Origin of the sequence: Methylobacterium sp. C1, from assembly GCF_001854385.1 — a bacterium.
Lineage (GTDB): Bacteria > Pseudomonadota > Alphaproteobacteria > Rhizobiales > Beijerinckiaceae > Methylobacterium > Methylobacterium radiotolerans.
Map to the genome: position 1 here is coordinate 1,326,761 of NZ_CP017640.1, position 21,565 is coordinate 1,348,325.

Here is a 21,565-nt window from a genome sequence, read left to right on the forward strand (position 1 = left end):
ATCCGAGCTGACGACCGCCGCACCGGGCGCCCCGGTGCGGCGGTTTTCTCATGGCGGGCCTCGCGCCGCAGCCGGGCGCGGCCTTCTCGCCCGGGACCACTCCCGCGCGCCCGAGAATGGGCTACTCTGCGGGCCGCCGCCGGAGAGCGGCCCGTGAGGAAACGCCGAACCGATGACGAGAGCCAGCCTGCCGGGCCGCTACCCGGAGATCTACGAATCGGCCCGCCGCGACCCCGAGGCGTTCTGGCTCGGCGCCGCGCGGGCCCTCGACTGGGCGCGGTCGCCGGAACGGGCCTTCGCGCCGGATTCCGGCCCCTACGGCCGATGGTTCCCGGACGGCACCCTGAACGCCTGCCACAACGCGGTGGACCGTCACGCCGACGGCGCCCGGGCGGATCAGGTGGCGATCCGCTACGACTCGCCCGTCACCGGGACCAAGCGCAGCATCACCTACCGGGTCCTGCGCGACGAGGTGGCGGTGCTGGCCGCCGTGCTCGCCGATCTCGGCGTCGGCAAGGGCGACCGGGTGATCCTGTACATGCCGATGGTGCCCGAGGCCCTGTTCGGCATGCTGGCCTGCGCGCGGCTCGGCGCGGTCCACTCGGTGGTGTTCGGCGGCTTCGCCGCCAACGAGCTGGCGGTGCGGATCGAGGACGCGGCGCCGAAGGTGGTGCTCGCCGCCTCCTGCGGGATCGAGCCGAACCGCGTGGTCGCCTACAAGCCGCTCCTCGACGCGGCGATCGCGGCCTCGCGGCACAAGCCGGAGGCCTGCCTGATCCTCCAGCGCCCGCAGGGGCCCGCGACCCTCGTCGCGGGACGGGATCGCGACTGGGCCGAGACCGTCGCGGCGGCCCGGGCGGCGGGGCGGCGTGCGGACTGCGTGCCGGTCGCCGCCACCGACCCGCTCTACATCCTCTACACCTCCGGCACGACCGGGAAGCCGAAGGGCGTCGTCCGCGACACCGGCGGCTACCTCGTCGCCCTGGCTTGGTCGATGCCGAACCTCTACGGCGTCCAGCCCGGTGAGACCTACTTCTGCGCCTCCGACATCGGCTGGGTGGTGGGCCACTCCTACATCGTCTACGCGCCGCTCCTGCACGGCTGCACCACGGTGCTGTACGAGGGAAAACCCGTCGGCACGCCCGATGCCGGCGCCTTCTGGCGGGTGGTCGCCGAGTACGGGGTGGTCTGCCTGTTCACCGCGCCGACGGCGCTGCGGGCGATCAAGAAGGAGGACTCGAAGGGCGCCCGGATCGCCGCGTACGACCTCTCGGCCTTCCGCAGCCTGTTCCTGGCGGGCGAGCGCGCCGATCCCGACTCGGTCGCCTGGGCCGAGCGCGTGCTGGACCGGCCGGTCGTCGACCATTGGTGGCAGACCGAGACCGGCTGGCCGATCGCCGGCAACCCGATGGGCCTCGGCCTCCTGCCGGTGAAGCACGGCAGCACCTGCGTGCCGATGCCGGGCTACCGGGTCGAAGTCCTGGACGAGGGCGGCAGGCCGGTTCCGGCGGGGACCATGGGCACCATCGCGATCCGCCTGCCGCTCCCGCCCGGCTGCCTCCCGACCCTGTGGGGCTCGGACGACCGGATGCGGTCGAGCTACCTCGCCACCTTCCCGGGCTACTACGACACGTCGGATGCCGGGGTGATCGACGGGGACGGCTACATCACGGTCCTGGGACGGACCGACGACATCATCAACGTCGCGGGCCACCGCCTGTCCACCGGCGGCATGGAGGCGGTGCTGGCGAGCCACCCGGACGTGGCGGAGTGCGCGGTCATCGGCATCCGCGACGCGCTGAAGGGCGAGGTCCCTTGCGGGTTCGTGGTGCTCAAGGCCGGCGTCGCCCGGCCGACCGAGACGATCGAGCGGGAACTCGTCGCGAAGGTGCGGGACGAGATCGGCCCGGTAGCGGCGTTCAAGCTGGCGCTCACCGTGCCGCGGCTGCCCAAGACCCGGTCGGGCAAGATCCTGCGGGCGACCATGAAGCGCATCGCGGACCACGAGCCCTGGACGATGCCGGCGACGATCGACGACGCGGCCGCCCTCGACGAGATCGGAGACAGTCTGAAGGACCGGGGGATCGGCGCGGCCCGGTAGGCCGCCGGGCCGCGCCGACGGAGCGTCGAGGACTGCGGCTCGCCTCAGTCCGCGTCGGCGCCGTCGTCGTCGGGGTCGACATCGACCGTCGGCGCCGGCCGCGTCACGGCGGGCACGTAGGCACCCGAGGCGGGACCGGTGGTGACCGAGGCCGGCACGCGCCGCGCGTTCGGCTCGGACGGGATCAGAGTCGCGGTGGCGGCCACGAGGCCGGCGAGGGACCGGACGTCGTCCGGCTGACTTGGATCGCGCGAGATCAGCGTCGCCTCCTGCTTGAGGCGCAGGTTGCAGGCCTGCGAGGGCAATCCCCCCTCCGGCGTGCAGGCGTCGTGACGCGCGCAGGCCGCGTCGAGGGCGTCGATCGGCGGGAGGGGCGCGTTGTTGCCCGGCCCGCAGTAATTGCCGTGGATCAGCATCTTGGGTCCGCCGAAGGCGGCCGGCTGGGCCTGCGCCGCGCCCGCGAGGGCGGCGCAGCCGGCGGCCAGGACGAGCGGGACGGCGAGTTTGGTGAGCATCATCTGGACCTCGGGCGATCTCGCCCCCTCAGGCGGTTCGCGTCGATTGCCGCGATGCGGCGACAGGCCAGGAAACGGGCGGTCACATCCGCAAGTTCCCGCATCGCCTGCCCGCAGAGGTGCTCTGCCGCACCGCACTGGCCGCCGCGCCCGTCCTGGGCCAGAGTGGCCCTTCCACCAGGAGTTGCCGATGACCGCTCGCCTGTTCGAACCGCTGACGCTCGACGCGCTCACGCTCGAGAACCGTATCCTCGTCGCGCCGATGTGCCAGTACTCGGCGCGGGACGGCGAGGCGACCGACTGGCACATGATGCACCTCGGTCAGCTCGCCATGTCGGGGGCGGGCCTGCTGACCCTGGAGGCCACCGCGGTCTCTCCGGAGGCGCGGATCACCGCCTGGGATCTCGGCCTCTACAACGACGGCTGCGAGCGGGCGCTGGGTCGGGTGCTCGACGCCGTGCGCGAGTACGCGCCGATCCCGGTCTGCATCCAGATCGCCCATGCCGGGCGCAAGGCCTCAAGCGAGGCGCCCTGGGCCGGCGGCCAGCAGATTCCGCCGGAGCACGCCTACGGCTGGCGCACCGAGGCGCCCTCGGCGGTCGCCCACGGCGAGGGCGAGGTCCCGCCCCACGCCCTCGACGCCGCCGACCTGAAGCGCGTCCGCGACGCGTTCGTGGCCACCGCCAAGCGGGCCGTGCGCCTCGGCATCGAGGCGGTGGAGCTGCACGGCGCCCACGGCTATCTGCTGCACCAGTTCCTGTCGCCGATCGCCAACAAGCGGACGGACGCGTACGGCGGCAGCCTCGCGAACCGCATGCGCTTCCCCCTCGAGGTCTACGACGCGGTGCGCGATGTCGTGCCCGCCGGCAGCCCGGTCTGGCTGCGGGTCTCGGCCACCGACTGGGTCGAGGACGGCTGGGACCTGGACGAGACCATCGAGCTGGCCCAGGCGCTCAAGCGGGCCGGGTCGCCGGCGCTCCACGTCTCCACGGGCGGCGTCTCGCCGAAGCAGGCGATCAAGCTCGGGCCGGGCTACCAAGTGCCCTACGCCGAGCGGATCAAGGCGGAGACCGGCCTCACCACGATCGCGGTGGGGCTGATCACCGAGGCGCACCAAGCGGAGACGATCCTGCAGGAGGGCAAGGCGGACGCGATCTCGCTCGCCCGCGCCATGCTGTACGATCCGCGCTGGCCCTGGCACGCGGCGGCCGAGCTCGGCGCCCGGGTGCGCGCGCCCAGGCAGTACTGGCGCTCGCAGCCGCGGGAGTACAAGGACCTGTTCAAGGACACGGCCTTCGGCCAGCGCTGAGGGCGGCCGCCGCGCCTGGAACGGCCGGCGGCGGACGAGCCGCGGCGGGTGCTCCGTCGCCGGCCGACCGCACCGTCGTTCCGAGGGCCGCGGGCGAGCCCGCGATGGCGGTGCGGGCGTCGTCTGAGCCAGCCTGATCGCGGGATCGGGATCGAGGGCCAACCCGCCGCAGTCACGCAAGCCCGGAACCGCCCCTCAGCGCGGCAGAGCCCCGACCAGAGGCCCGAGCGGCCGGCTGATGTCCGAGCGGCCGAGATTCGGCGCGTAGAGGCTGGAGACCGAGCCGTCGAGGAACAGGGCGTTGCGGCAGCCGAGATCGTCGCGGAACAGCCGCGCGAAGGCCCCGAAGGTCACCGGGCGCTCGGAGATCGCGAAGATCGCCACATGCCCGTCGCCGGGCACGCCGACGCCGTTGCGGATCTTCTGGCTCGGCCCGTCGGCGGCGATCTTCGGGTGGATCTGGCCGTCGATCACCAGCATCGGCCCGGACTGCGTGGCGAAATCCGGCCGGATCTTCGCCCGCAGATAGCGGGCCGTGTCGACCACCCCGGCGCGCTCACCCTTCACCCAGAAGATGCCGTTGGGCTTCAGGTGGAAGTTGCCCGGCCCGTCGGTCGTGGAGACGCGCTTCAGCTCGTGCCCGTCCTCGACGTAGAGGCCGACCGGCGCCTGGTCCTTGTCGTACATCCCGGCGTTCATCGCGAAGGCGAGGCGGCCGCCCTGCTTCTCGGCGAGGGTGCCGAGGGCGCCGTAGGGCTTGCCGTCGTCCTGGAGCCAGAACAGCCGCAGCCGCTGCTTCCGGAGGTCGATGGTGCAGACCGTGAAGGTCTCACCCTGGGCCTCGACCGCCCGGCAGGGCTCGGCGGCGGCCGGAGAGGCCGCCCGGGCCGGGGCCGCGAGGGCGAGCAGCACGATCAACAAGGCGTGAGCCGGGCGCAGCATCATCATTCGTTCCATGCCGATCGGAAGACGCGATTCGGGGACGGCGAAGCTCGATCGGCGCGCCCTTCGCTCCGGAAAGCGGCGAATTTCGTGCCCGAGGGCGCCGGGATGAAGCTGGATGGGTCCGAATGGGTCCGAATGGGTCCGGATGCGTCTCGCGGCCGCGCCGCGGGCGGGGCTGGACCGTTTTCCCGATTCGGGCGTTCTTAGCCGCAGAGGGCGTGTTTCCACGGAGATGACGTGATGAAGGGTGCAGTGCTCGGCTCGGCCCTGCTGGCGGCGGGTGCTCTGGCCTTGGCGCCGGCCAGCGCGGACGCGCGCGGATTCGGCGGCGGCGGCTTCCACGGCGGCGGCTTCGGCGGCGGCTTCCACGGTGGCGGTTTCGGCGGCGGCTTCCGGGGCGGCGGGTTCGGGGGATTCCGCAACGGCGGCTTCGGTGGCGGCTTCCGCGGTGTCGGTTTCCGTCCGGGCGGCTTCGGCTACGGCCGCGGCTTCTACGGGCGGGGTTACGGCTGGCGCGGCGGCTACGGCTATCGCGGCGGCTACGGCTATGGACTCGGCGGCCTGGGCCTCGGCGTCGGGCTCGGCCTCGCGGCCGGCAGCCTCTACGGCGGCTACGGATACGGCTACCCAGGCTACGGCTACGGTGGCTACTACGCCCCGGCGGCCTACGATTACGGCTACGGCGGCGGCTGCTACACGGTCCCGCGGGTGCGCTGGACGCCCTACGGCTACCGCCGGGTGCTGGTCGAGCGCTGCTACTGAGCGTCGATCGACCGCCAAAAAGAACGGGACAGGCCGCCTCCGGGCGGCCTTTTCCTTTCCTGTTCCTTGCGTGACCCGCCGCATCGTTGGACAGCTCTGCCTGGGACGCTGATACTGGTATCGGGCGGCGGGAGGCGGTGATGAGTTCAGCAACCGGGCAGGGGCCCACGGGCGTGGACGCGGTCGAGATCCGCGACGCCAGCCTCTCCGCCTTCTACCGATCGATGACGCCGCCGGAGCGGCACACCTTCTGGGCCTGCGCCGCCGGCTGGTGCCTCGACGGCATGGACTTCATGATCTACCCGCTGGTGATCGGGACGATCATGGCTCTGTGGCACGTCGATGCCGGCACGGCCGGGCTCGCCGCCACGGTGACGCTGCTGGCCTCGGCGCTCGGCGGCTGGCTCGCGGGCTTCGTCGCCGACCGGATCGGCCGGGTGCTGACCCTGCAGATCACGATCCTCTGGTTCTCGCTGTTCTCCCTGCTCTGCGCCTTCGTGCAGAACTTCGAGCAGCTCCTCATCGCGCGGGCGCTGCTCGGCCTCGGCTTCGGCGGCGAGTGGGCGGCCGGCGCGGTGCTGATCGGCGAGACGATCCGGGCCGAGTATCGCGGCCGGGCGGTGGGCTCCGTCCAGTCCGGCTGGGCGATCGGCTGGGGCCTCGCGGTCCTGTCGCAGGCGGTGCTGTTCTCGGTCCTGCCGCCCGAGACCGCGTGGCGCTGGATGTTCGCGGTGGGCGCCCTGCCGGCGCTGCTGGTCTTCTACCTGCGCCGCTACGTGAAGGAGCCGGAGGTCGCCGCCGAATCCCGCGCGCGGGCCGCCGCCACGGGCGACCGGCCGCAGATCTGGGAGATCTTCTCCGGCCCGATCCTCAAGACGACGCTGCTCGCCTCGCTGGCGGCGGCGGGCTGCCAGGGCGGCTACTACGCGATCACCACCTGGGTGCCGCGCTTCCTCACCACCGAGCGCCACCTGTCGATCGTGTCGTCAACCGGCTACCTCGCGGCCCTGATCATCGGCTCGTTCACCGGCTACCTCGTGGGCGCGTGGCTCGCCGACCGGCTCGGGCGGCGGCCGCTGTTCCTGATCTTCTCGCTGGGCGCCATCGCGGTGATCGTCGCCTACACGCAGATCCCGCTCTCGAACGGGGTGCTGTGGGTGCTGGGCTTCCCGCTGGGCTTCTTCGCCTCCGGCTACTTCTCCGGCATGGGCGCCTTCCTGACCGAACTGTACCCGACCCGCCTGCGCGGCTCGGGGCAGGGGTTCTGCTACAATTTCGGCCGCGGCATCGGCGCGCTGTTCCCCGCGCTGGTCGGCTACCTCGCGGAGCGCGCCGGCCTCGCCTCCGCCATCGCGATCTTCGCGGCCGTGGCCTACGGGATCTTCTTCCTGGCGGCCTTCGCGCTGCCCGAGACGCGCGGCAAGGTCCTCCACGCGGATTCCTGATCATGCCCGAGATCCGAGACTGCCCCGCCCCGGACCCGCATCCGGAAGGCCCGACCCGCTACGCCGTGCCGGACGGCGCGGTCGACACGCACGCCCACGTCATCGGCCTGCCGCCGGCCTACCCGCTGGTGGCGGACCGGAGCTACACGCCCCCGGCGGCGCCGGCCGATCAGTACCTCGCGATGCTCGACGGGACCGGCATGGCCAACGGCGTGCTGATCCAGGTCAGCGTGCACGGCACCGACAACCGGCTAATGGTCGAGACGCTGCGCGCCCACCGGCAACGCCTGCGCGGCGTCGCGGTGATCCCGCTCGGCCTGCCCGACACGGAGCTCGCCGCGCTCAAGGAGGCCGGCGTCGTCGGCCTGCGCCTCAATGTCCTGTTCGGCGGCGGGGTCGGGCTCGACGCGGTTGAATCCTACGGGGCGCTCGCCCGCGAGATGGGCTGGCACCTCCAGTTCCTGCTCGATGCCCGCGATCTGCCGCCGATCGCCGGCCGCCTGTCGCGGCTGCCGGTGCCGCTGGTCTTCGACCATATGGGCCACATGCCGACCTCGGCGGGGGTGGACCATCCGGGCTTCCGGGCGCTGCTCGGCCTCGTCGGCGACGGGAACTGGGTCAAGCTCTCGGGCGCGTTCCGGGATTCCGTGACCGGGCCGCCCTACGCGGACACGATCCCCTTCGCCCGGGCGCTCAACGACGCCGCGCCGGAACGTTGCCTCTGGGGCTCGGACTGGCCGCACGTGGCCGCCTGGGACGGGCCGCCGCGGACGACGGCGCTCCTCGACCTGATGGCGGACTGGGTGCCGGACGCGGACAGGCGCCGGATGGTGTTCGTCGACAACCCGCGGCGGCTTTACGGCTTCGCGTAGGGGCCGGCGTTCGAGAAGCTCCGTAGAGCCCGCTGTCCTCGCGAGCGCAGCGAAGCGATCCAGGGTCGCGCGAGGCCCGGAAAGCGGGGGCGGCGTTTCCGTCAGACCCGCCGGTCGACGCTCAGCCCCTGTCCGGAGGGGGCCGGCGGGCCGGCGCTCGCCGCCTGGGCGGCGCTGTCCGCCACGAGGCCGGCGACCGCCTTGTCGGCCGAGAGCTGCTGCTTGGCGACGGCGATGCCGATCTGCTGGCTCTGGGACGAACCCAGCATCTGGACGGCGGCTGCGGCGATCGAATCCATGACGCCGACCCTAGACCTCCGATCTGAATCCGGCGTTACCCGGATCCGGCGCCTTCGACCGGTCGCGCTCACCCGTCCAGGAAGCCCCGCTGCCGGGCCCGGTAGCCGCTGATCGCCGTGACGCACAGGAACGACACGCCGGCGAGGCACGTCCCGAACACCGCGATCGGCCACCAGTGGCCCTGAAAGCGCTCGGCCAGCACCGTGCCGACGATCGGGGTGAGACCGCCGGCGAGGGCGCCGCAGAACTGGTAGGCGATGGAGATCGCCGTGTAGCGCACCCGCGTCGGGAAGGCGCCCGCGAGGTAGCCGGCGATCACCGCGTAGAAGGTCGCGCTGCCGATGACGTTGAGGGCGAGGCCCAGCACGATCAGCGGCACCGACTTGGTCTCGACCAGCCAGAACAGCGGGTAGGGGGCCAGCATCGCCCAGACCAGCGTCCCCTGGAGGAACAGCCGCTCGTTGCGGATCACCTCCGCGATCCGGGCGCCCACCGGGGTCATCACCAGCTGGACCACGGCGGCGATCAGCAGGGCGTCGAGGATCGTCGCCCGCGCGATGCCGAGATACTGCGTGGTGAACGCGATCATGAAGGTGTTGAACAGGTAGACCGAGGCGATCGCGAAGGTGTTGGCGCCTGCCGCCAGCAGGACCGGCTTGAGGTAGGCCGTCAGCACCTCGCGCACGGGGGCCGGCGGCGGTCCGCCCGCGGCGCGGGCCTTCTCGAAGGCCGGCGATTCCGCGACCCCGAGGCGGATCGCCAGCCCCACGAACAGCAGCAGGATGCTCACCAGGAACGGCACCCGCCAGCCCCAGGTCAGGAAGCTCTCCTTGTCGAGCAGGCCCGCGAGGCGGAAGGCCAGCAGCGACAGGATCTGCCCGGCCGGGCTGCCGAGCTGCGCGAAGGAGGCGAAGAAGGTGTTGCGCCCGGCCGGCGCGTGCTCGGCGGCCATCAGCACGGCCCCGCCCCACTCGCCGCCGACCGCGAGCCCCTGGATCAGCCGCAGGACCACCAGCATCACCGGCGCCCACAGGCCGACCGAGGCGTAGGTCGGCAGAAGCCCGATGCACGAGGTGGCGATGCCCATCATCACGAGCGTCGCGACCAGGGCGCGCTTGCGCCCGAACCGGTCGCCGAGATGCCCGAAGATCAGGCCGCCGAGCGGCCGGGCCAGGAAGCCCACCGCGAAGGTGCCGAAGGCCGAGAGCGTGGCGATGTAGGGCGATTCCGCCGTGAAGAAGAGCGGCCCGAACACCAGGGCCGCCGCCGTGCCGTAGATGAAGAAGTCGTACCACTCGATCGTGGTGCCCACGAAGGCCGCCAGCGCCGCGCGCGCCGACTGGTTCTGTCCGGGCCCGGCGGCCGGGGCGGCTGTGGTGACGGCCATCGATCCTCGCGCGTAACGGTATTTTGAATTCACGGTTACGCGGCGAAGGCCCCCGTCGCAAGGAACCGCACCGTCTGCGCGATCACGGTCGGATGGTTCATCATCAGGGCGTGGCTGACGGGCAGGACCAGATGCCCGTGCAGGCCCGGGATCCCGGTGCGGGCGACGCTCACCCGCCCGTCGTTCGGCCGGGGCAGCATCAGCCAGCCGACCGGATCGATGCTGCGCGTGCCGGCGATGACGCCGATCGGGTAGTCCGGATCGGGCCAGACCGGCACCGTCGCGGTCCCGAGCGACAGCGCGGCCGGCCCGAGCAGGCGGCGATAGAGCCCGACATGCCGCAGCCGGTCCGCGATCTCGCTGCCGCGGTTGGGCGGTCCGAGCATGACGAGGCGGCCGAGCCGGTCCGGCCGCGCATCCGCGATCAGGCTCCGCGCGAGGAGACCGCCCATCGAGTGCCCGACGAAATGCACGGCGCCCGCCGTCGCGCCGGCGATCGCGGCGACCTTTGGGCGGAGCGTCGACGTCAGGGTGGGCAGGTCGTGCCGGGTCGAGGGATAGTCGAGCGCGAACACCCGGTAGCCCTCCGCCGTCAGGGCCGAGCGCATCCGGGCGAGCGAGGCGGCTCTTCGCCCCAGACCGTGCAGGAGGACGACGCTGTCGCTCGGCATGGGATCGGCGCGGTCAGAAGCTCGGCGGCGTGCAGGCGCTCACCACCTCGCAGGGATTGGGCCCGACGCAGCGGAACCGGTGCGGGCGGCGGCTGTCGAAGCTGTAGGCGTCGCCGGGGCCGAGGATCCGGCGCTCGGCGTCCACCGTCACCTCCAGGCGCCCGGAGAGCACGATCCCGCCCTCCTCGCCCTCGTGCGAGAGCGGCACCCGGCCGGTATCGGCGCCGGGCTCGTAGCGCTCCTTGAGGATCTGGAGCTTGCGCCCGAACAGGCTGTCGCCGACCTGCCGGTACGAGATCGCCCCCTTGGCGGCCCGGCGGCCGATCTCGGTGAGCTCCTCGGCGGCGAAGAACGCCTTGCGCTCCGGCTCCGGCTCCAGGGCGAAGAACTCGGCCATGCCGATCGGCACGCCGTCGAGGATCCGCTTCAGGGCGCCCACCGACGGGTTCACCCGGTTGGCCTCGATCAGCGAGATCGCGGAATTGGTCACCCCGGCGCGCTTGGCGAGCGTCCGCTGCGACAGGCCGTGGCGGGCCCGAACGAAGCGCAGGCGCGCGCCGACATCGATGCTCATCCGGCTCAGGCCCGTTTCAGGTGTTGCGGATCCCGCAACGGTGCCACCCGCGGCCCCGATCCTGCAAGGGGTTGGCGGCGACCAGAAAAGGACTTGTTGCCCGATCGGCGAAGGTGTCCCCTGGTCCCGCCGCCCGATCCGCGCCGCCTGCCCCGGAGAACCGCCCCATGACCGACCATCCGCTCCGCAACACGCCCGCGATGGACGCCTTCTGGATGCCGTTCACGGCCAACCGCCAGTTCAAGGCGGCGCCGCGCCTGCTCGTGTCGGCCGAGGGCATGCACTACACCGCCGACGACGGCCGCAAGGTCCTCGACGGCTCCGCGGGCCTCTGGTGCGTCAATGCCGGCCACGGGCGGCGGGGCATCGCGGCGGCCGTGGAGCGCCAGCTCGCGACCCTCGACTTCGCCCCGACCTTCCAGATGGGCCACCCCATCGCGTTCGAGTTTGCCGAGCGGCTGGCCGAGATCGCCCCGGGCGGCCCCGGCAAGCGCCTCGACCGGGTGTTCTTCACCAATTCCGGCTCGGAATCGGTCGACACCGCCCTCAAGATCGCGCTCGCCTACCAGCGGGCGATCGGGCAGGGGACCCGCACCCGGCTGATCGGGCGCGAGCGCGGCTACCACGGCGTCGGCTTCGGCGGCCTGTCGGTCGGCGGCATCGTGTCGAACCGGCGGGTCTTCCCGCAGCTCAACGGCACCGACCACCTGCGCCACACCCACGATCCGGCCCGCAACGCCTTCGTGAAGGGCCAGCCCGAGCACGGCGCGGAGCTCGCCGAGGATCTGGAGCGGCTGGTGGCGCTCCACGGGGCCGAGACCATCGCGGCCTGCATCGTCGAGCCGGTGGCGGGCTCCACGGGCGTGCTGATCCCGCCGAAGGGCTACCTCGAGCGCCTGCGCGAGATCTGCACGAAGCACGGCATCCTGCTGATCTTCGACGAGGTCATCTCGGGTTTCGGCCGCCTCGGCGCGCCGTTCGCGACCGACTTCTTCGGCGTCGTCCCCGACCTCGTGACCAGCGCCAAGGGCCTGACCAACGGCACGGTGCCGATGGGCGCGGTCTTCGCGAGCCGCGCGGTCCACGACGCGCTGATGCAGGGCCCGGACGGGATCGAGCTGTTCCACGGCTACACCTATTCCGGGCACCCGAGCGCCTGCGCGGCCGGTATCGCGACGCTCGACATCTACCGGGAGGAGGGGCTCCTCACCCGCGTCGCCGACATCGCCGACGACTGGGCCGCGGCGATCCACGACCTGCGCGGGCGCAAGAACGTCGTCGATATCCGCACCATCGGGCTCGTCGCCGGCATCGAGCTGGCGCCGCGGCCGGACGCGGTGGGCAAGCGCGCCTACGAGGTGTTCGTGGACTGCTTCGAGCGCGGCCTGCTCACCCGGGTGACCGGCGACATCATCGCGCTGTCGCCGCCGCTGATCATCGAGCGCGGCCAGATCGGCGAGATCGTCGAGATCCTCGGCGCGGCGATCGACCGGGTCGCCTGAGGGCCCCTCCGTCCTCGCGAGCGGAGCGAAGCGATCCAGGGTCGCGTCGCTGCGCTCGCGATGACGGGAGAGGTCTCGCGAGCACACAACCCTTGCGCGGCGCACAGGCGTCCCCGCTGCCCGGCGGGGTTGTCGCAGCACCGCCTGTGCCCATCTGCCCCGGACCCGGATTTGGGCCGGGCGCGAGGGTTTCCATGTCGAACACCGCCCTGATCGTCGGCGCCACCGGGATCGTCGGCAGCGCCACTGCGGCGCTGCTCCAGCAGGAGGGCTGGCGGGTCGCGGGCCTCGCGCGCCGTCCGGTGGCCCAGGCGGGCGTCGAGCCGGTGGCCGGCGACCTGCAGGACCCGGCCTCGCTGGAGAAGGCGCTGGCCGACCTCGCTCCGACCCACGTGTTCCTCGCGACTTGGCAGCGGCGCCCGACCGAGGCGGAGATGATCCGCGTCAACCGCGCGATGGTCGAGAACCTGCTGGACGCGCTCCGCCCGAAGGGGAGCGTCCGCCACGTCGCCCTGGTCACCGGGCTCAAGCACTATCTCGGCCCGTTCGAGGCCTACGGCAAAGGCAAGCTCCCGCAGACGCCGTTCCGCGAGGACCAGGGCCGCCTCGACATCGAGAATTTCTACTACGCCCAGGAGGATGCCGTCTTCGCGGCCGCCGCCCGCGACGGCTTCACCTGGAGCGTCCACCGCCCGCACACGATCATCGGCAAGGCGGTGGGCAACGCCATGAACATGGGCACGACGCTCGCCTGCTACGCCACCTTGTGCCGGGAGCTGGGGCGCCCGTTCCTCTTCCCGGGCTCGGCCGCGCAGTGGAACGGGCTCACCGACATGACCGACGCGCGGCTTCTCGCCCGCCAGCTGCTCTGGGCGTCTACGGAGCCGAGGGCCGCCAACGAGGCGTTCAACGTCGTCGACGGCGACGTCTTCCGCTGGAGCTGGATGTGGGGCCGGATCGCCGCCTGGTTCGGGATCGAGGCGGTGCCGTTCGACGGCACGCACCGGCCGCTCGAGCCGCGGATGGCGCAGGACGGCCCGGCCTGGGCGGAGATCGCGCAGCGCTACGGGCTGGCCGAGCCGAACCTCGAGAAGCTGGCTTCCCCCTGGCACACGGACGCCGATCTCGGCCGGCCGATCGAGGTCGTCACCGACATGAGCAAGAGCCGCCGCCTTGGCTTCACGGCCTATCAGCCGACCGACGACGCATTCTACGACCTGTTCGCCCAGCTCCGGGCGGACCGGCTGATCCCCTGACGGAGAACACCACGGTCATCGCGAGCGCAGCGAAGCGACCCAGGGATGCACGACGCCCGTGAGCGCAGCGCTGCCGTGGATTGCTTCGCTGCGCTCGCAAAGACGGCGGCGGATCAGGAGACCTTGCGCTCCGTCCCGCACCACTCGGCCACGAACAGCGCCATGGTGGTCGTGATCCGCTTCACCGAGGCGAGGCTCACGCGCTCGTCGAAGCCGTGGATGTTCTGGGAGGTCGGGCCGTAGCAGAGGGCCGGCACCCGGTCGTAGAGGGCGTGGACGCGAGTATCGAGGTAGCCCGCCGTCATGAAGCTCTGGAGCGGCGATCCGATCGCCCGCTCGTGGGCCCGGCCGAGCACCGCCTCGGCCTCCGAGCCCGCCTCCAGCACGTAGCCCTCGGCGAAGAAGCCGTTGAACACCACCCGCGGCGGGCTGTTGGCCAGGAACGGGTCAGTGCGGGAGAAGGACGCCACCGCGGCCTCGATCTCGGCGGCGGCCTGCGCGGCGGTGACGCCCGGGTAGAGCGCGACCCGGCAGTGGATCCGGCACCAGGCCGGGACCGAGGAGGCCCAGTCGCCGCCCTCGATCTTGCCGATGTTGAGGTTGATCGGGTGGTCCTCGGTCTCGAAATGCGGGTGCGCGGCCTTCTCGGCGTTCCAGCGGGCCTCGACCTCGCGCAGCGCGCCGATCACCCGGTAGGTGGCGTCGATGGCGTTGGCGCCCGCGCCCATCTCGCGGACGTGGACCGGCACGCCCCGGACCTCGACGGTGAACCACAGCACGCCGGTATTGGCGCGCACGAGCTTCTCGTCCTCGGGCTCGGGGATCAGCACGGCGTCGGCCCGGTAGCCGCGCAGGTGGGTCATCAGGGCGCCGTTGCCGGTGGATTCCTCCTCGACCACGGACTGCACCGTCACCGAGGCCGCTGGCTGCAGGCCGAGCCGGGCCAGGGCGTCGAGGGCGAACAGGTTGGCGGCGTGGCCGGCCTTCATGTCGCCGGCGCCGCGGCCGTACATCCAGTCGCCCTGGATCACGGGGTCGAAGGGTCGATGGGTCCAGAGGTCGAGGGGACCCGGCGGCACCACGTCGACATGGGCCTGCAGGATCAGCGAGCGCCCGGTCTCGGTGCCCGGCCGGTGGTGGCAGACGACGATCGGCGCGTCCGAGTGGTGCGCGTCGTCGATCTTCGAGCCGCCCGGATGGGCCGCGATGGCGCCGCGGTCCATGGCGAAGCGCTCGGTGGCGTAGCCGCGGGCGCGGAACTGCTCGAACACGTAATCCTGGCAGGCATGCTCCTCCCCGCGCAGGGAGGCGAACCGGACGAGCGCCTGCGTGTGGGCGACCTGATCGGCGAAGCCCTCCGCCACGGAGGCTTCGATCTCGGCGGCGAGGGTGGGGTCGAGGGCCATGGGAACTCCGAACCGTCTGCGGCCGGGAGGAAGCGCCCGGGCTCGGGCCGCTGTCAACCGGCGGTTGTCAAGGGCACGGTCCGTGCCGGAACCGAGGCCCTAGGGCGAAGCCGACGGCGAATCCGGGAAGGCCGCCTGGACCTGCTCGGCGAACCGCGCGAAGGCCGCGCTCGGCCGGACGTCGGCGCGGTGGACCAGCAGGGTCGGGGCGTGCCCGTCCCCGTCGGGCACGGGGTGGAGCGAGACGCGGCCGGCGCGGTGCGCCGGGTCCGCCACGCCCCGCGGAACCAGGGTCACGCCCAGGCCGGCCGCCACGCAGCCGAGGATGCCGTCGAGGGTGCCGAACTCCATGCGCCGCACGTGCACGAGGCCCTGGCGGGCCAGAAAATCCTCCAGGCGCCTCCGGTACGAGCAGCCGGCCCGGAACACGAGCACCTTCGCGTCGCGCGCCCGGGCCAGCCGGTCGAGCAGCGCCGCGAGGTTGCCGACGGCCGGGTGCGCCACCAGCACCAGCTCCTCCGTGAAGACCGGGATCCCCACGAGGTCGGCCTGCGCGACCGGGCCGGCCACGAAGGCCCCCTCCAGGCTCCGGTCGAGGACCCGGGCGATCAGCCGCTCGGTCGGGCCGGTCTCCAGCTCGATGTCCACGTCCGGGTGGCGCGCGGCGAAGTCGGCGAGCGGGCCGGGCAGGCGCAGGGCCGCGGTCGTCTCCATGGCGCCGATCCGCAGCGGTCCGCGGGGTTCGCCCTCGGCCAGCAGGGCGTGCCGCGCCTCCGCGAGCAGCTGCCCGACCTGGAGGGCGTAGGGCAGGAGCCGCTCCCCGGCCCGGGTCAGCGTCACCCCGCGGCTGCCGCGGTGGAACAGCGGCACGCGCAGGGCCTGCTCCAGGGCGCGGATCCGGCCGGTGACGTTGGACTGGACGGTGTTGAGCCGTGCCGCCGCCCGCCCGATGCCGCCGGTCTCGGCCACCGCCGCGAAGAACATCAGGTCGGTGCTGTTCATGCCATCTGCTTTTCCGATGCCTTCCTTCTGAAGGAATCATTTTTTCCGCATCGTACGGATCGTTAAGGCCGGACGGGCGGCGCGCGCAACCGCGCGACCGAGACGCTCCGCGGGGAGGGGACCCATGGCCTTGAGGACCAGACTCACCGACGCCTTCGGGCTCCGGCACCCGATCGTGCTGGCCCCCATGGACCCGGCCTCGGGGGGCGCCCTCGCGGCGGCGGTGAGCGCCGCCGGCGGCCTCGGCCTGATCGGCGGCGGCTACGGCGACCACGCGACCCTCGACCGGGAATTCGCCCGCGCGGGCAATCAGCGGGTCGGCTGCGGCTTCATCACGTGGTCCATGGCCCGGGACCCGTCGCTCCTCGACGCGGCGCTCGCCCGGTCGCCCGCGGCCCTGATGCTCTCCTTCGCGGATCCCGCGCCGTTCGCGGACCGGATCCGCGCCGCCGGCGTGCGGCTGATCTGCCAGGTGCACACCCTGGCGCAGGCCCGGCGCGCCCTGGAGGTCGGCGCGGCCGTGGTGGTGGCGCAGGGGACGGAGGCCGGCGGCCACGGCCTCACCGCCCGCGGCACCGCGGCGTTCGTGCCGGCGGTCGCCGACCTGATCGCCCGCGAGCGCCCCGAGACGCTGCTCCTCGCGGCGGGCGGCATCGCGGACGGGCGCGGTCTCGCCGCCGCCCTGGCGCTGGGCGCCGACGGTGTCCTGATGGGGACGCGATTCTGGGCGACGCGGGAGGCGCTGATCCACCCGGCCGCGAAGCAGCGGGTTCTCGCCGCCACCGGCGACGACACGATCCGCACGCGGGTCTACGACATCGCCCGCCAGCGGGCCTGGCCGGCGCCCTATACCGGCCGGCTCCTGCGCAACGCGTTCATCGAGACGTGGCACGGCCGCGAGGACGCGTTGCGCGCGGCCTCGGCCGAGCGGCGCCGGGACGTGGAGGATGCCGACGCGGCGGGCGATTACGACGTCGCCAACGTCACGGTCGGCGAGGCCGTCGGGCTGATCGACGACCTGCCGGGCGCCGGCGACCTGGTCGGGCGCATCGCCGAGGAGGCCGAGGCCGCGATCCGCCGGGTCTCAGCCATCGCCGCGCCCGCGCCGTGAGGGCGTCGCGGGGACGCTCAGCAAAGCGTGACTACGCAGGGGCACGGCGGGCCGGAACCTCGGTGTTGCCGGGGCTTTAGCGTGACGGCAAACCGTCGCGGTTTGTCGAGGCGCGTCCCGTGTCGGAGTCGCTCATGCGTATCGGTCTGATCTCCGTCCTGTCCGGGCTTCTCCTGTGTGCGGGCATCCCCGCGACGGCCAGCGCGGACGTGCTCGTCAACGTCGACAAGACCACCCAGCGCATGGAGGTCTCGGTCGACGGGCAGCCCCGCTATTCCTGGCCGGTCTCGACCGGCGTCGCGAGCTACGACACGCCGTCCGGCGCCTACCGGCCGTTCCGGATGGAGCGCACGCACTTCTCGAAGGAGTGGGACGACGCGCCCATGCCCTTCGCGATGTTCTTCACGACCCAGGGCCACGCCATCCACGGCACCAACCACGTCCGCAGCCTGGGGCGCGCGGCCTCGCACGGCTGCGTGCGCCTGTCGGTGCGCAACGCCGCGACCCTGTTCAACCTCGTGAAGAGCCAGGGCATGGGCCGGACGCGGGTGGTCATCGAGGGGGCGGATGTCCCGATGGCGGACCGCGGCCAGCGCGGCTCCCGGGTCGCCCGGCACCGCAGCCCCTACGAGCCGGACGATCTGCTGGCGAACAGCGACCAGATGGGGCGCCGGTCGGTGCCGGCCTATTACCGGCCCGCGGCCCGCCCCGCATACGCGCCCGCGACCGTCTACGGCTACCCGGTCGACACCGACGAGATGGACGGCTGGTAGGCCGGGGCATGGTCGAGACCCGGTATCGGCTGATCAGCGCCACCCCGAGCCCCTACGCCCGGAAGGTCCGGATCGCGCTGGCCTAGAAGGGATTGCCGTTCGAACTCGTCACCGAAGTGCCCTGGGACTCGGCCACGACGGTGCCCCGCCACAACCCGCTGGAGAAGCTCCCGGTGCTGCTCCTGCCGGCCGGCGGCAGCGTCTACGAGTCGAGCTACATCCTGCAATGGCTGGAGCTGAAGCATCCGGATCCGCCGCTGCTGCCGCCCGATCCCGACGGGGTCCTGGCCGCGCGCCGCTACGAGGTGCTGTGCGACGGGATCTGCGACGCGGTGGTGCTCACGTTCTTCGAGCGCCAGCGCGACGAGGCCGGCCGGAGCGCCCCCTGGCTCGCCCGCCAGCGTCGCAAGATCGAGGGCGGGCTGGCCGAGATCGCGCGGCTCCTCGGCGACCGCGACTGGACGGTGGGCGACCGATTCACGCTGGGCGACATCGCGGCGGGCACCGTCGCCGGCTACCTCTCCGTCCGGTTCCCCGAGCTGGACTGGCGCGCCCGGCATCCGAACCTCGCCCGGCTCAGCGACCGCCTGGAAGCGCGTCCGTCGTTCGCGGACTCCGTGCCCTACGCGCAGACGATCACGGATCGCGTCGTCTGATCGCGAAAGTCATGCGCCGTCGCTCCCGCCCATTGCCGAGCGTACCCTCCCGGCCTAGCTCCTGCGCGGCCATCAGAGCCTGCGCGGCCCCTGCCGCGACCTGAGACGGACGGAGACACCCCGAGATGCCCTTCGCTTTCTGCCGGTCCCTTCCCCTCGCCGCCCTGGCGCTCGCCGCGGCCACCGTGCCCGGCTACGCCCTGGAGGTGACGCGCTCGGCCGACATCGCCGCGCCGCCGGCCAAGGTGTGGCAGACCATCGGCGAGTTCTGCGGCATCGGCGACTGGCACCCCGCCATCGAGAAGTGCGTCCTGTCGGACAAGGACGGCATGAAGGTCCGCACCCTCAGCCTCAAGGGCGGCGGCACCATCAAGGAGGAGCAGGTCTCCCGCGACGACAAGGTGATGAGCTACACCTACACGATCCTGGAGAGCCCGCTGCCGGTCTCGGACTACAAGTCGACCCTCTCGGTCGCCCCCGCCGGCTCCGGCTCGAAGGTGACCTGGACCGGGACCTTCAACGCCAAGGGCGCGCCGGACACGGTCGCCACCGACGCGATCCAGGGCATCTACGATTCCGGCCTGAAGGCCCTCGCCGACAAGGCCAAGTAAGCCCCGTCACGATTCGGAGCGCGCCGCCGGTGCAGGATGCCGGCGGCGCGCACCAAGTCCCTCCGACGCCAGCGGAATCGCGCGTTTCCCGCGTTCAGGGTCCCGCGTTCCGAGCCCCTTCGGCATGTGGCCGGGGCGATTGACCCACTGCCAAGCTCGGCCCAAAACCTCGGCGGCGCGGCCCCTCGCGCCCCAACAGGATGATCGCCGTGCCCGCGTCCCGTCTCCCGATGCGCCTCAGCCTCGTCGCCCTCGCCGTCGCGGCGCTGGGCGCCTGCCAGCAGCGCGCCACGCCCGCGGTCACGGAACCCGCGCCGGTCATCCCGGCTCCCCTGTCCCTGCCCACCGGCAGCGGCTGCGGCCCGGAGATCGCGCGCACCAAGGCGATCGTCGACAGCGACGTGGCCACCGGCAATCTCAACAAGCCGGTGGGCGACCGCTTCAACGCCGACCTCGCCCACGCCGCCGCCGAGTGCTCGGCCGGCAAGTCGGGCGAGGCCCTGCACCTGCTCGCCGCCGCCAAGAGCCGCTACGGCTATCGCTGAGCCGACGCCGCACGCGCGGCGGGCTCCGGCACGATCCCCGGGACCGCGCGGAGCTCCGCGGCGAGGAAATCCGCCAGCAGCCGGACCCGCGCGATCGCGGCCCGCTCGGGCACGATCAGCAGGCTGAGCGGCACCGACGGCAGGGCGTAGTCCGGCAGGACCGCCTCGAGCCGGCCGTCGGCGAGGCAATCCGCGACCAGCCAGCGGTGCGCGGGCGCGATGCCCCGCCCGGCCAGGACCGCCGCCCGCGCGGCCAGCCCGTGATCGACCCGGAGGCGGCCGCCGAAGGGCACCGCGCGGCGCCCGGCCTCCGGTCCTTCGAGGACCAGGGTACCGCTCCCGGCCACGTTCGTCATGCGGATCCCCTCGTGGCCGACGAGATCCTCCGGCGTCAGGGGCCGGCCGCGCGCCGCCAGGTAGGCGGGGGCGGCGACGAGCCGACGCTCCGACCGCCCGACGGCCCGGAGTCTCAGCGCGCTGTCGGCCAGGGGGCCCAGGCGGATCGCCAGATCCATACCCTCGCGGACGAGATCCACGCGCTCGTCGGTGAGGCTCAGATCCACCGAGATGTCGGGGTAGCGATCCTGGAACGCGAAGACGATGGCGCCGACGTGGAGGACGCCCAGCGCCGCCGTGCACGACAGGCGGACGGTGCCCGCCGGGGCGTCCCGCCGGTCCCGCGCCTCGGCGCCCGCCTGCTCGACGAGGTGCAGGATGCGCAGGCTGTTCTCGTAATAGGCCAAGCCCTCGGCCGTCAGGGCGAGGCGCCGCGTCGTCCGGCTGATCAGGGCGACGCCGAGGGCGTCCTCGAGTTCGCGCAGGTGCCGGGTGATCGTCGATTGCCCGACCCCGAACTCGCGCGCCACCGCCGACAGGCTGCCGCGCTCGGCCACCCGGACGAAGCTGCGCATGCGCTCCAGGGTGACGTCGGATCTATCCATTCCGCGGCATAATCCTATCCGGACGCCTCACGTACCGGAACGATCGGCCCTGGGCTAGCAGGGGGTCCCGCGCCACGACGGAGCCCGCACCATGAACACCCTGATCGTCTTCGCCCATCCGGAGCCGCGCTCCCTCTGCGGCGCGCTCCGGGACGAGACCGTGGCCGCGCTGGCGGCGCAGGGCCACGCGGTCGCGGTGTCCGATCTCTACGCCATGAACTGGACCGCGGCGGTCGACCGCGCGGACTTCCCGGACGTCGCCCCCGAGGCGCGCCTCCACGTGCCGGCCGCCTCGGGGCAGGCCGCCGCGGCCGGCCGCCTGACCGAGGACGTGGTCGCCGAGCAGGCCAAGCTCCTCTGGGCCGATCAGCTGATCCTGCTGTTCCCGCTCTGGTGGTTCGGCCTGCCGGCGATCCTCAAGGGCTGGATCGACCGGGTCTACGCGCACGGCTTCGCCTACGGCGTCGGCGAGCACAGCGACCGCCGCTGGGGCGACCGCTACGGCGAGGGCCGCCTCGCGGGCCGGCGCGCCATGCTGATCGTGACCGCGGGCGGCTGGGAGGAGCACTATTCCGCGCGCGGGATCAACGGGCCGATCGACGACCTGCTGTTCCCGATCCAGCACGGGATCCTGCACTATCCCGGCTACGCGGTGCTGCCGCCCTTCGTCGTCTACCGGGCCGACGGACTCGACGCGGCCGCGTTCGCGGCCGTCGCGGAGCGCCTGCGGGACCGGCTGTCCGCCCTCGCGACGACGCCCCCGATCCCGTTCCGGCGGCAGAATGGCGGCGACTACCTGATCCCCGGCATGCAGCTCCGGCCGGGGCTGGAGGCGCCGGGCGCGCGCGGCTTCGCCCTCCACCGCGACGGCACGTGACCGG

The 21,565-nt window shown here is 72.8% G+C and carries 22 protein-coding genes; 13 read left to right on the top strand and 9 right to left on the bottom strand.

The window, feature by feature from the left end; genetic code table 11:
* Positions 1 to 172 precede the first annotated feature (172 nt).
* Entirely contained in the window at positions 173 to 2,101 is a 1,929-nt protein-coding gene (locus tag BKE41_RS06240; protein WP_053620891.1) for a propionyl-CoA synthetase, read from the top strand.
* Between the two features lie 44 nt (positions 2,102 to 2,145).
* Here the strand turns inward: BKE41_RS06240 and BKE41_RS06245 are convergent, their stop codons facing one another.
* Positions 2,146 to 2,619, bottom strand: a complete 474-nt coding sequence (locus BKE41_RS06245; protein WP_012318070.1) for a hypothetical protein — start codon at positions 2,617 to 2,619, stop codon at positions 2,146 to 2,148.
* A 187-nt stretch (positions 2,620 to 2,806) separates the two neighbouring features.
* On the opposite strand from BKE41_RS06245, the gene BKE41_RS06250 reads away from it, so the two are divergent.
* Positions 2,807 to 3,925 (top strand): NADH:flavin oxidoreductase/NADH oxidase, encoded by a 1,119-nt coding sequence (locus tag BKE41_RS06250; RefSeq protein WP_029359928.1) that lies wholly within the window; start codon positions 2,807 to 2,809, stop codon positions 3,923 to 3,925.
* Positions 3,926 to 4,120: 195 nt separating this feature from the next.
* Here BKE41_RS06250 and BKE41_RS06255 read toward each other — a convergent pair whose 3' ends face one another.
* Positions 4,121 to 4,882: a phosphodiester glycosidase family protein gene (locus BKE41_RS06255; protein ID WP_024830804.1), complete on the bottom strand. Its 762-nt coding sequence runs from the start codon at positions 4,880 to 4,882 to the stop codon at positions 4,121 to 4,123.
* A 228-nt stretch (positions 4,883 to 5,110) separates the two neighbouring features.
* Here BKE41_RS06255 and BKE41_RS06260 point away from each other — a divergent pair, with 228 nt between their 5' ends.
* The 3 genes from BKE41_RS06260 to BKE41_RS06270 all read left to right on the top strand — a co-directional run bounded on the left by BKE41_RS06260 (position 5,111) and on the right by BKE41_RS06270 (position 7,949).
* Positions 5,111 to 5,632, top strand: coding sequence for a hypothetical protein (locus BKE41_RS06260; RefSeq protein WP_012318073.1), 522 nt, complete (start codon positions 5,111 to 5,113; stop codon positions 5,630 to 5,632).
* A 140-nt stretch (positions 5,633 to 5,772) separates the two neighbouring features.
* Entirely contained in the window at positions 5,773 to 7,077 is a 1,305-nt protein-coding gene (locus tag BKE41_RS06265; protein WP_012318074.1) for an MFS transporter, read from the top strand.
* Positions 7,078 to 7,079: 2 nt separating this feature from the next.
* On the top strand, positions 7,080 to 7,949 hold the full coding sequence (locus tag BKE41_RS06270) for an amidohydrolase family protein (protein ID WP_043073279.1): 870 nt from the start codon (positions 7,080 to 7,082) through the stop codon (positions 7,947 to 7,949).
* A gap of 101 nt (positions 7,950 to 8,050) precedes the next feature.
* On the opposite strand, the gene BKE41_RS06275 is transcribed toward BKE41_RS06270, so the two are convergent.
* The 4 genes from BKE41_RS06275 to BKE41_RS06290 form a co-directional block, all read right to left on the bottom strand.
* On the bottom strand, positions 8,051 to 8,248 hold the full coding sequence (locus BKE41_RS06275; protein WP_029359925.1) for a hypothetical protein: 198 nt from the start codon (positions 8,246 to 8,248) through the stop codon (positions 8,051 to 8,053).
* A gap of 68 nt (positions 8,249 to 8,316) precedes the next feature.
* Positions 8,317 to 9,636 (bottom strand): MFS transporter, encoded by a 1,320-nt coding sequence (locus BKE41_RS06280; protein ID WP_029359924.1) that lies wholly within the window; start codon positions 9,634 to 9,636, stop codon positions 8,317 to 8,319.
* Positions 9,637 to 9,671: 35 nt separating this feature from the next.
* Positions 9,672 to 10,307 carry an alpha/beta fold hydrolase gene (locus BKE41_RS06285; protein ID WP_070998731.1) on the bottom strand — a complete coding sequence of 212 codons (636 nt, stop codon included), beginning with the start codon at positions 10,305 to 10,307 and terminating at the stop codon, positions 9,672 to 9,674.
* A 13-nt stretch (positions 10,308 to 10,320) separates the two neighbouring features.
* Positions 10,321 to 10,881, bottom strand: coding sequence for a cupin domain-containing protein (locus BKE41_RS06290; protein ID WP_012318079.1), 561 nt, complete (start codon positions 10,879 to 10,881; stop codon positions 10,321 to 10,323).
* 167 nt (positions 10,882 to 11,048) lie between these two features.
* Here BKE41_RS06290 and BKE41_RS06295 point away from each other — a divergent pair, with 167 nt between their 5' ends.
* Together BKE41_RS06295 and BKE41_RS06300 are read left to right on the top strand one after the other, a co-directional pair.
* Entirely contained in the window at positions 11,049 to 12,383 is a 1,335-nt protein-coding gene (locus tag BKE41_RS06295) for an aspartate aminotransferase family protein (RefSeq protein WP_070998733.1), read from the top strand.
* 194 nt (positions 12,384 to 12,577) lie between these two features.
* Positions 12,578 to 13,639: an SDR family oxidoreductase gene (locus BKE41_RS06300; RefSeq protein ID WP_070998734.1), complete on the top strand. Its 1,062-nt coding sequence runs from the start codon at positions 12,578 to 12,580 to the stop codon at positions 13,637 to 13,639.
* A gap of 113 nt (positions 13,640 to 13,752) precedes the next feature.
* Here the strand turns inward: BKE41_RS06300 and BKE41_RS06305 are convergent, their stop codons facing one another.
* Positions 13,753 to 15,045 carry an ArgE/DapE family deacylase gene (locus BKE41_RS06305; RefSeq protein ID WP_012318082.1) on the bottom strand — a complete coding sequence of 431 codons (1,293 nt, stop codon included), beginning with the start codon at positions 15,043 to 15,045 and terminating at the stop codon, positions 13,753 to 13,755.
* Positions 15,046 to 15,144: 99 nt separating this feature from the next.
* Positions 15,145 to 16,047, bottom strand: a complete 903-nt coding sequence (locus BKE41_RS06310) for a LysR family transcriptional regulator (protein WP_070998736.1) — start codon at positions 16,045 to 16,047, stop codon at positions 15,145 to 15,147.
* A 124-nt stretch (positions 16,048 to 16,171) separates the two neighbouring features.
* Here BKE41_RS06310 and BKE41_RS06315 point away from each other — a divergent pair, with 124 nt between their 5' ends.
* The 5 genes from BKE41_RS06315 to BKE41_RS06335 all read left to right on the top strand — a co-directional run bounded on the left by BKE41_RS06315 (position 16,172) and on the right by BKE41_RS06335 (position 19,743).
* Entirely contained in the window at positions 16,172 to 17,158 is a 987-nt protein-coding gene (locus BKE41_RS06315) for a nitronate monooxygenase (RefSeq protein WP_070998737.1), read from the top strand.
* 134 nt (positions 17,159 to 17,292) lie between these two features.
* Positions 17,293 to 17,931, top strand: a complete 639-nt coding sequence (locus BKE41_RS06320; protein WP_070998739.1) for a L,D-transpeptidase — start codon at positions 17,293 to 17,295, stop codon at positions 17,929 to 17,931.
* A 92-nt stretch (positions 17,932 to 18,023) separates the two neighbouring features.
* Positions 18,024 to 18,587, top strand: a complete 564-nt coding sequence (locus BKE41_RS06325) for a glutathione S-transferase family protein (RefSeq protein ID WP_083374292.1) — start codon at positions 18,024 to 18,026, stop codon at positions 18,585 to 18,587.
* A gap of 125 nt (positions 18,588 to 18,712) precedes the next feature.
* Entirely contained in the window at positions 18,713 to 19,198 is a 486-nt protein-coding gene (locus BKE41_RS06330; RefSeq protein ID WP_012318087.1) for an SRPBCC family protein, read from the top strand.
* Positions 19,199 to 19,398: 200 nt separating this feature from the next.
* The gene (locus tag BKE41_RS06335) at positions 19,399 to 19,743 is read left to right on the top strand and encodes a hypothetical protein (protein ID WP_024830794.1); all 345 of its coding nucleotides are present in this window, start codon (positions 19,399 to 19,401) and stop codon (positions 19,741 to 19,743) included.
* Here the strand turns inward: BKE41_RS06335 and BKE41_RS06340 are convergent.
* Positions 19,734 to 20,684, bottom strand: coding sequence for a LysR family transcriptional regulator (locus tag BKE41_RS06340; RefSeq protein WP_043073282.1), 951 nt, complete (start codon positions 20,682 to 20,684; stop codon positions 19,734 to 19,736). The two genes, BKE41_RS06335 and BKE41_RS06340, sit on opposite strands and share 10 nt — an antisense overlap.
* Positions 20,685 to 20,775: 91 nt before the next feature.
* Between BKE41_RS06340 and BKE41_RS06345 the strand changes: the two genes are divergently transcribed.
* The gene (locus BKE41_RS06345) at positions 20,776 to 21,561 is read left to right on the top strand and encodes an NAD(P)H-dependent oxidoreductase (RefSeq protein ID WP_070998740.1); all 786 of its coding nucleotides are present in this window, start codon (positions 20,776 to 20,778) and stop codon (positions 21,559 to 21,561) included.
* Positions 21,562 to 21,565 lie beyond the last annotated feature (4 nt).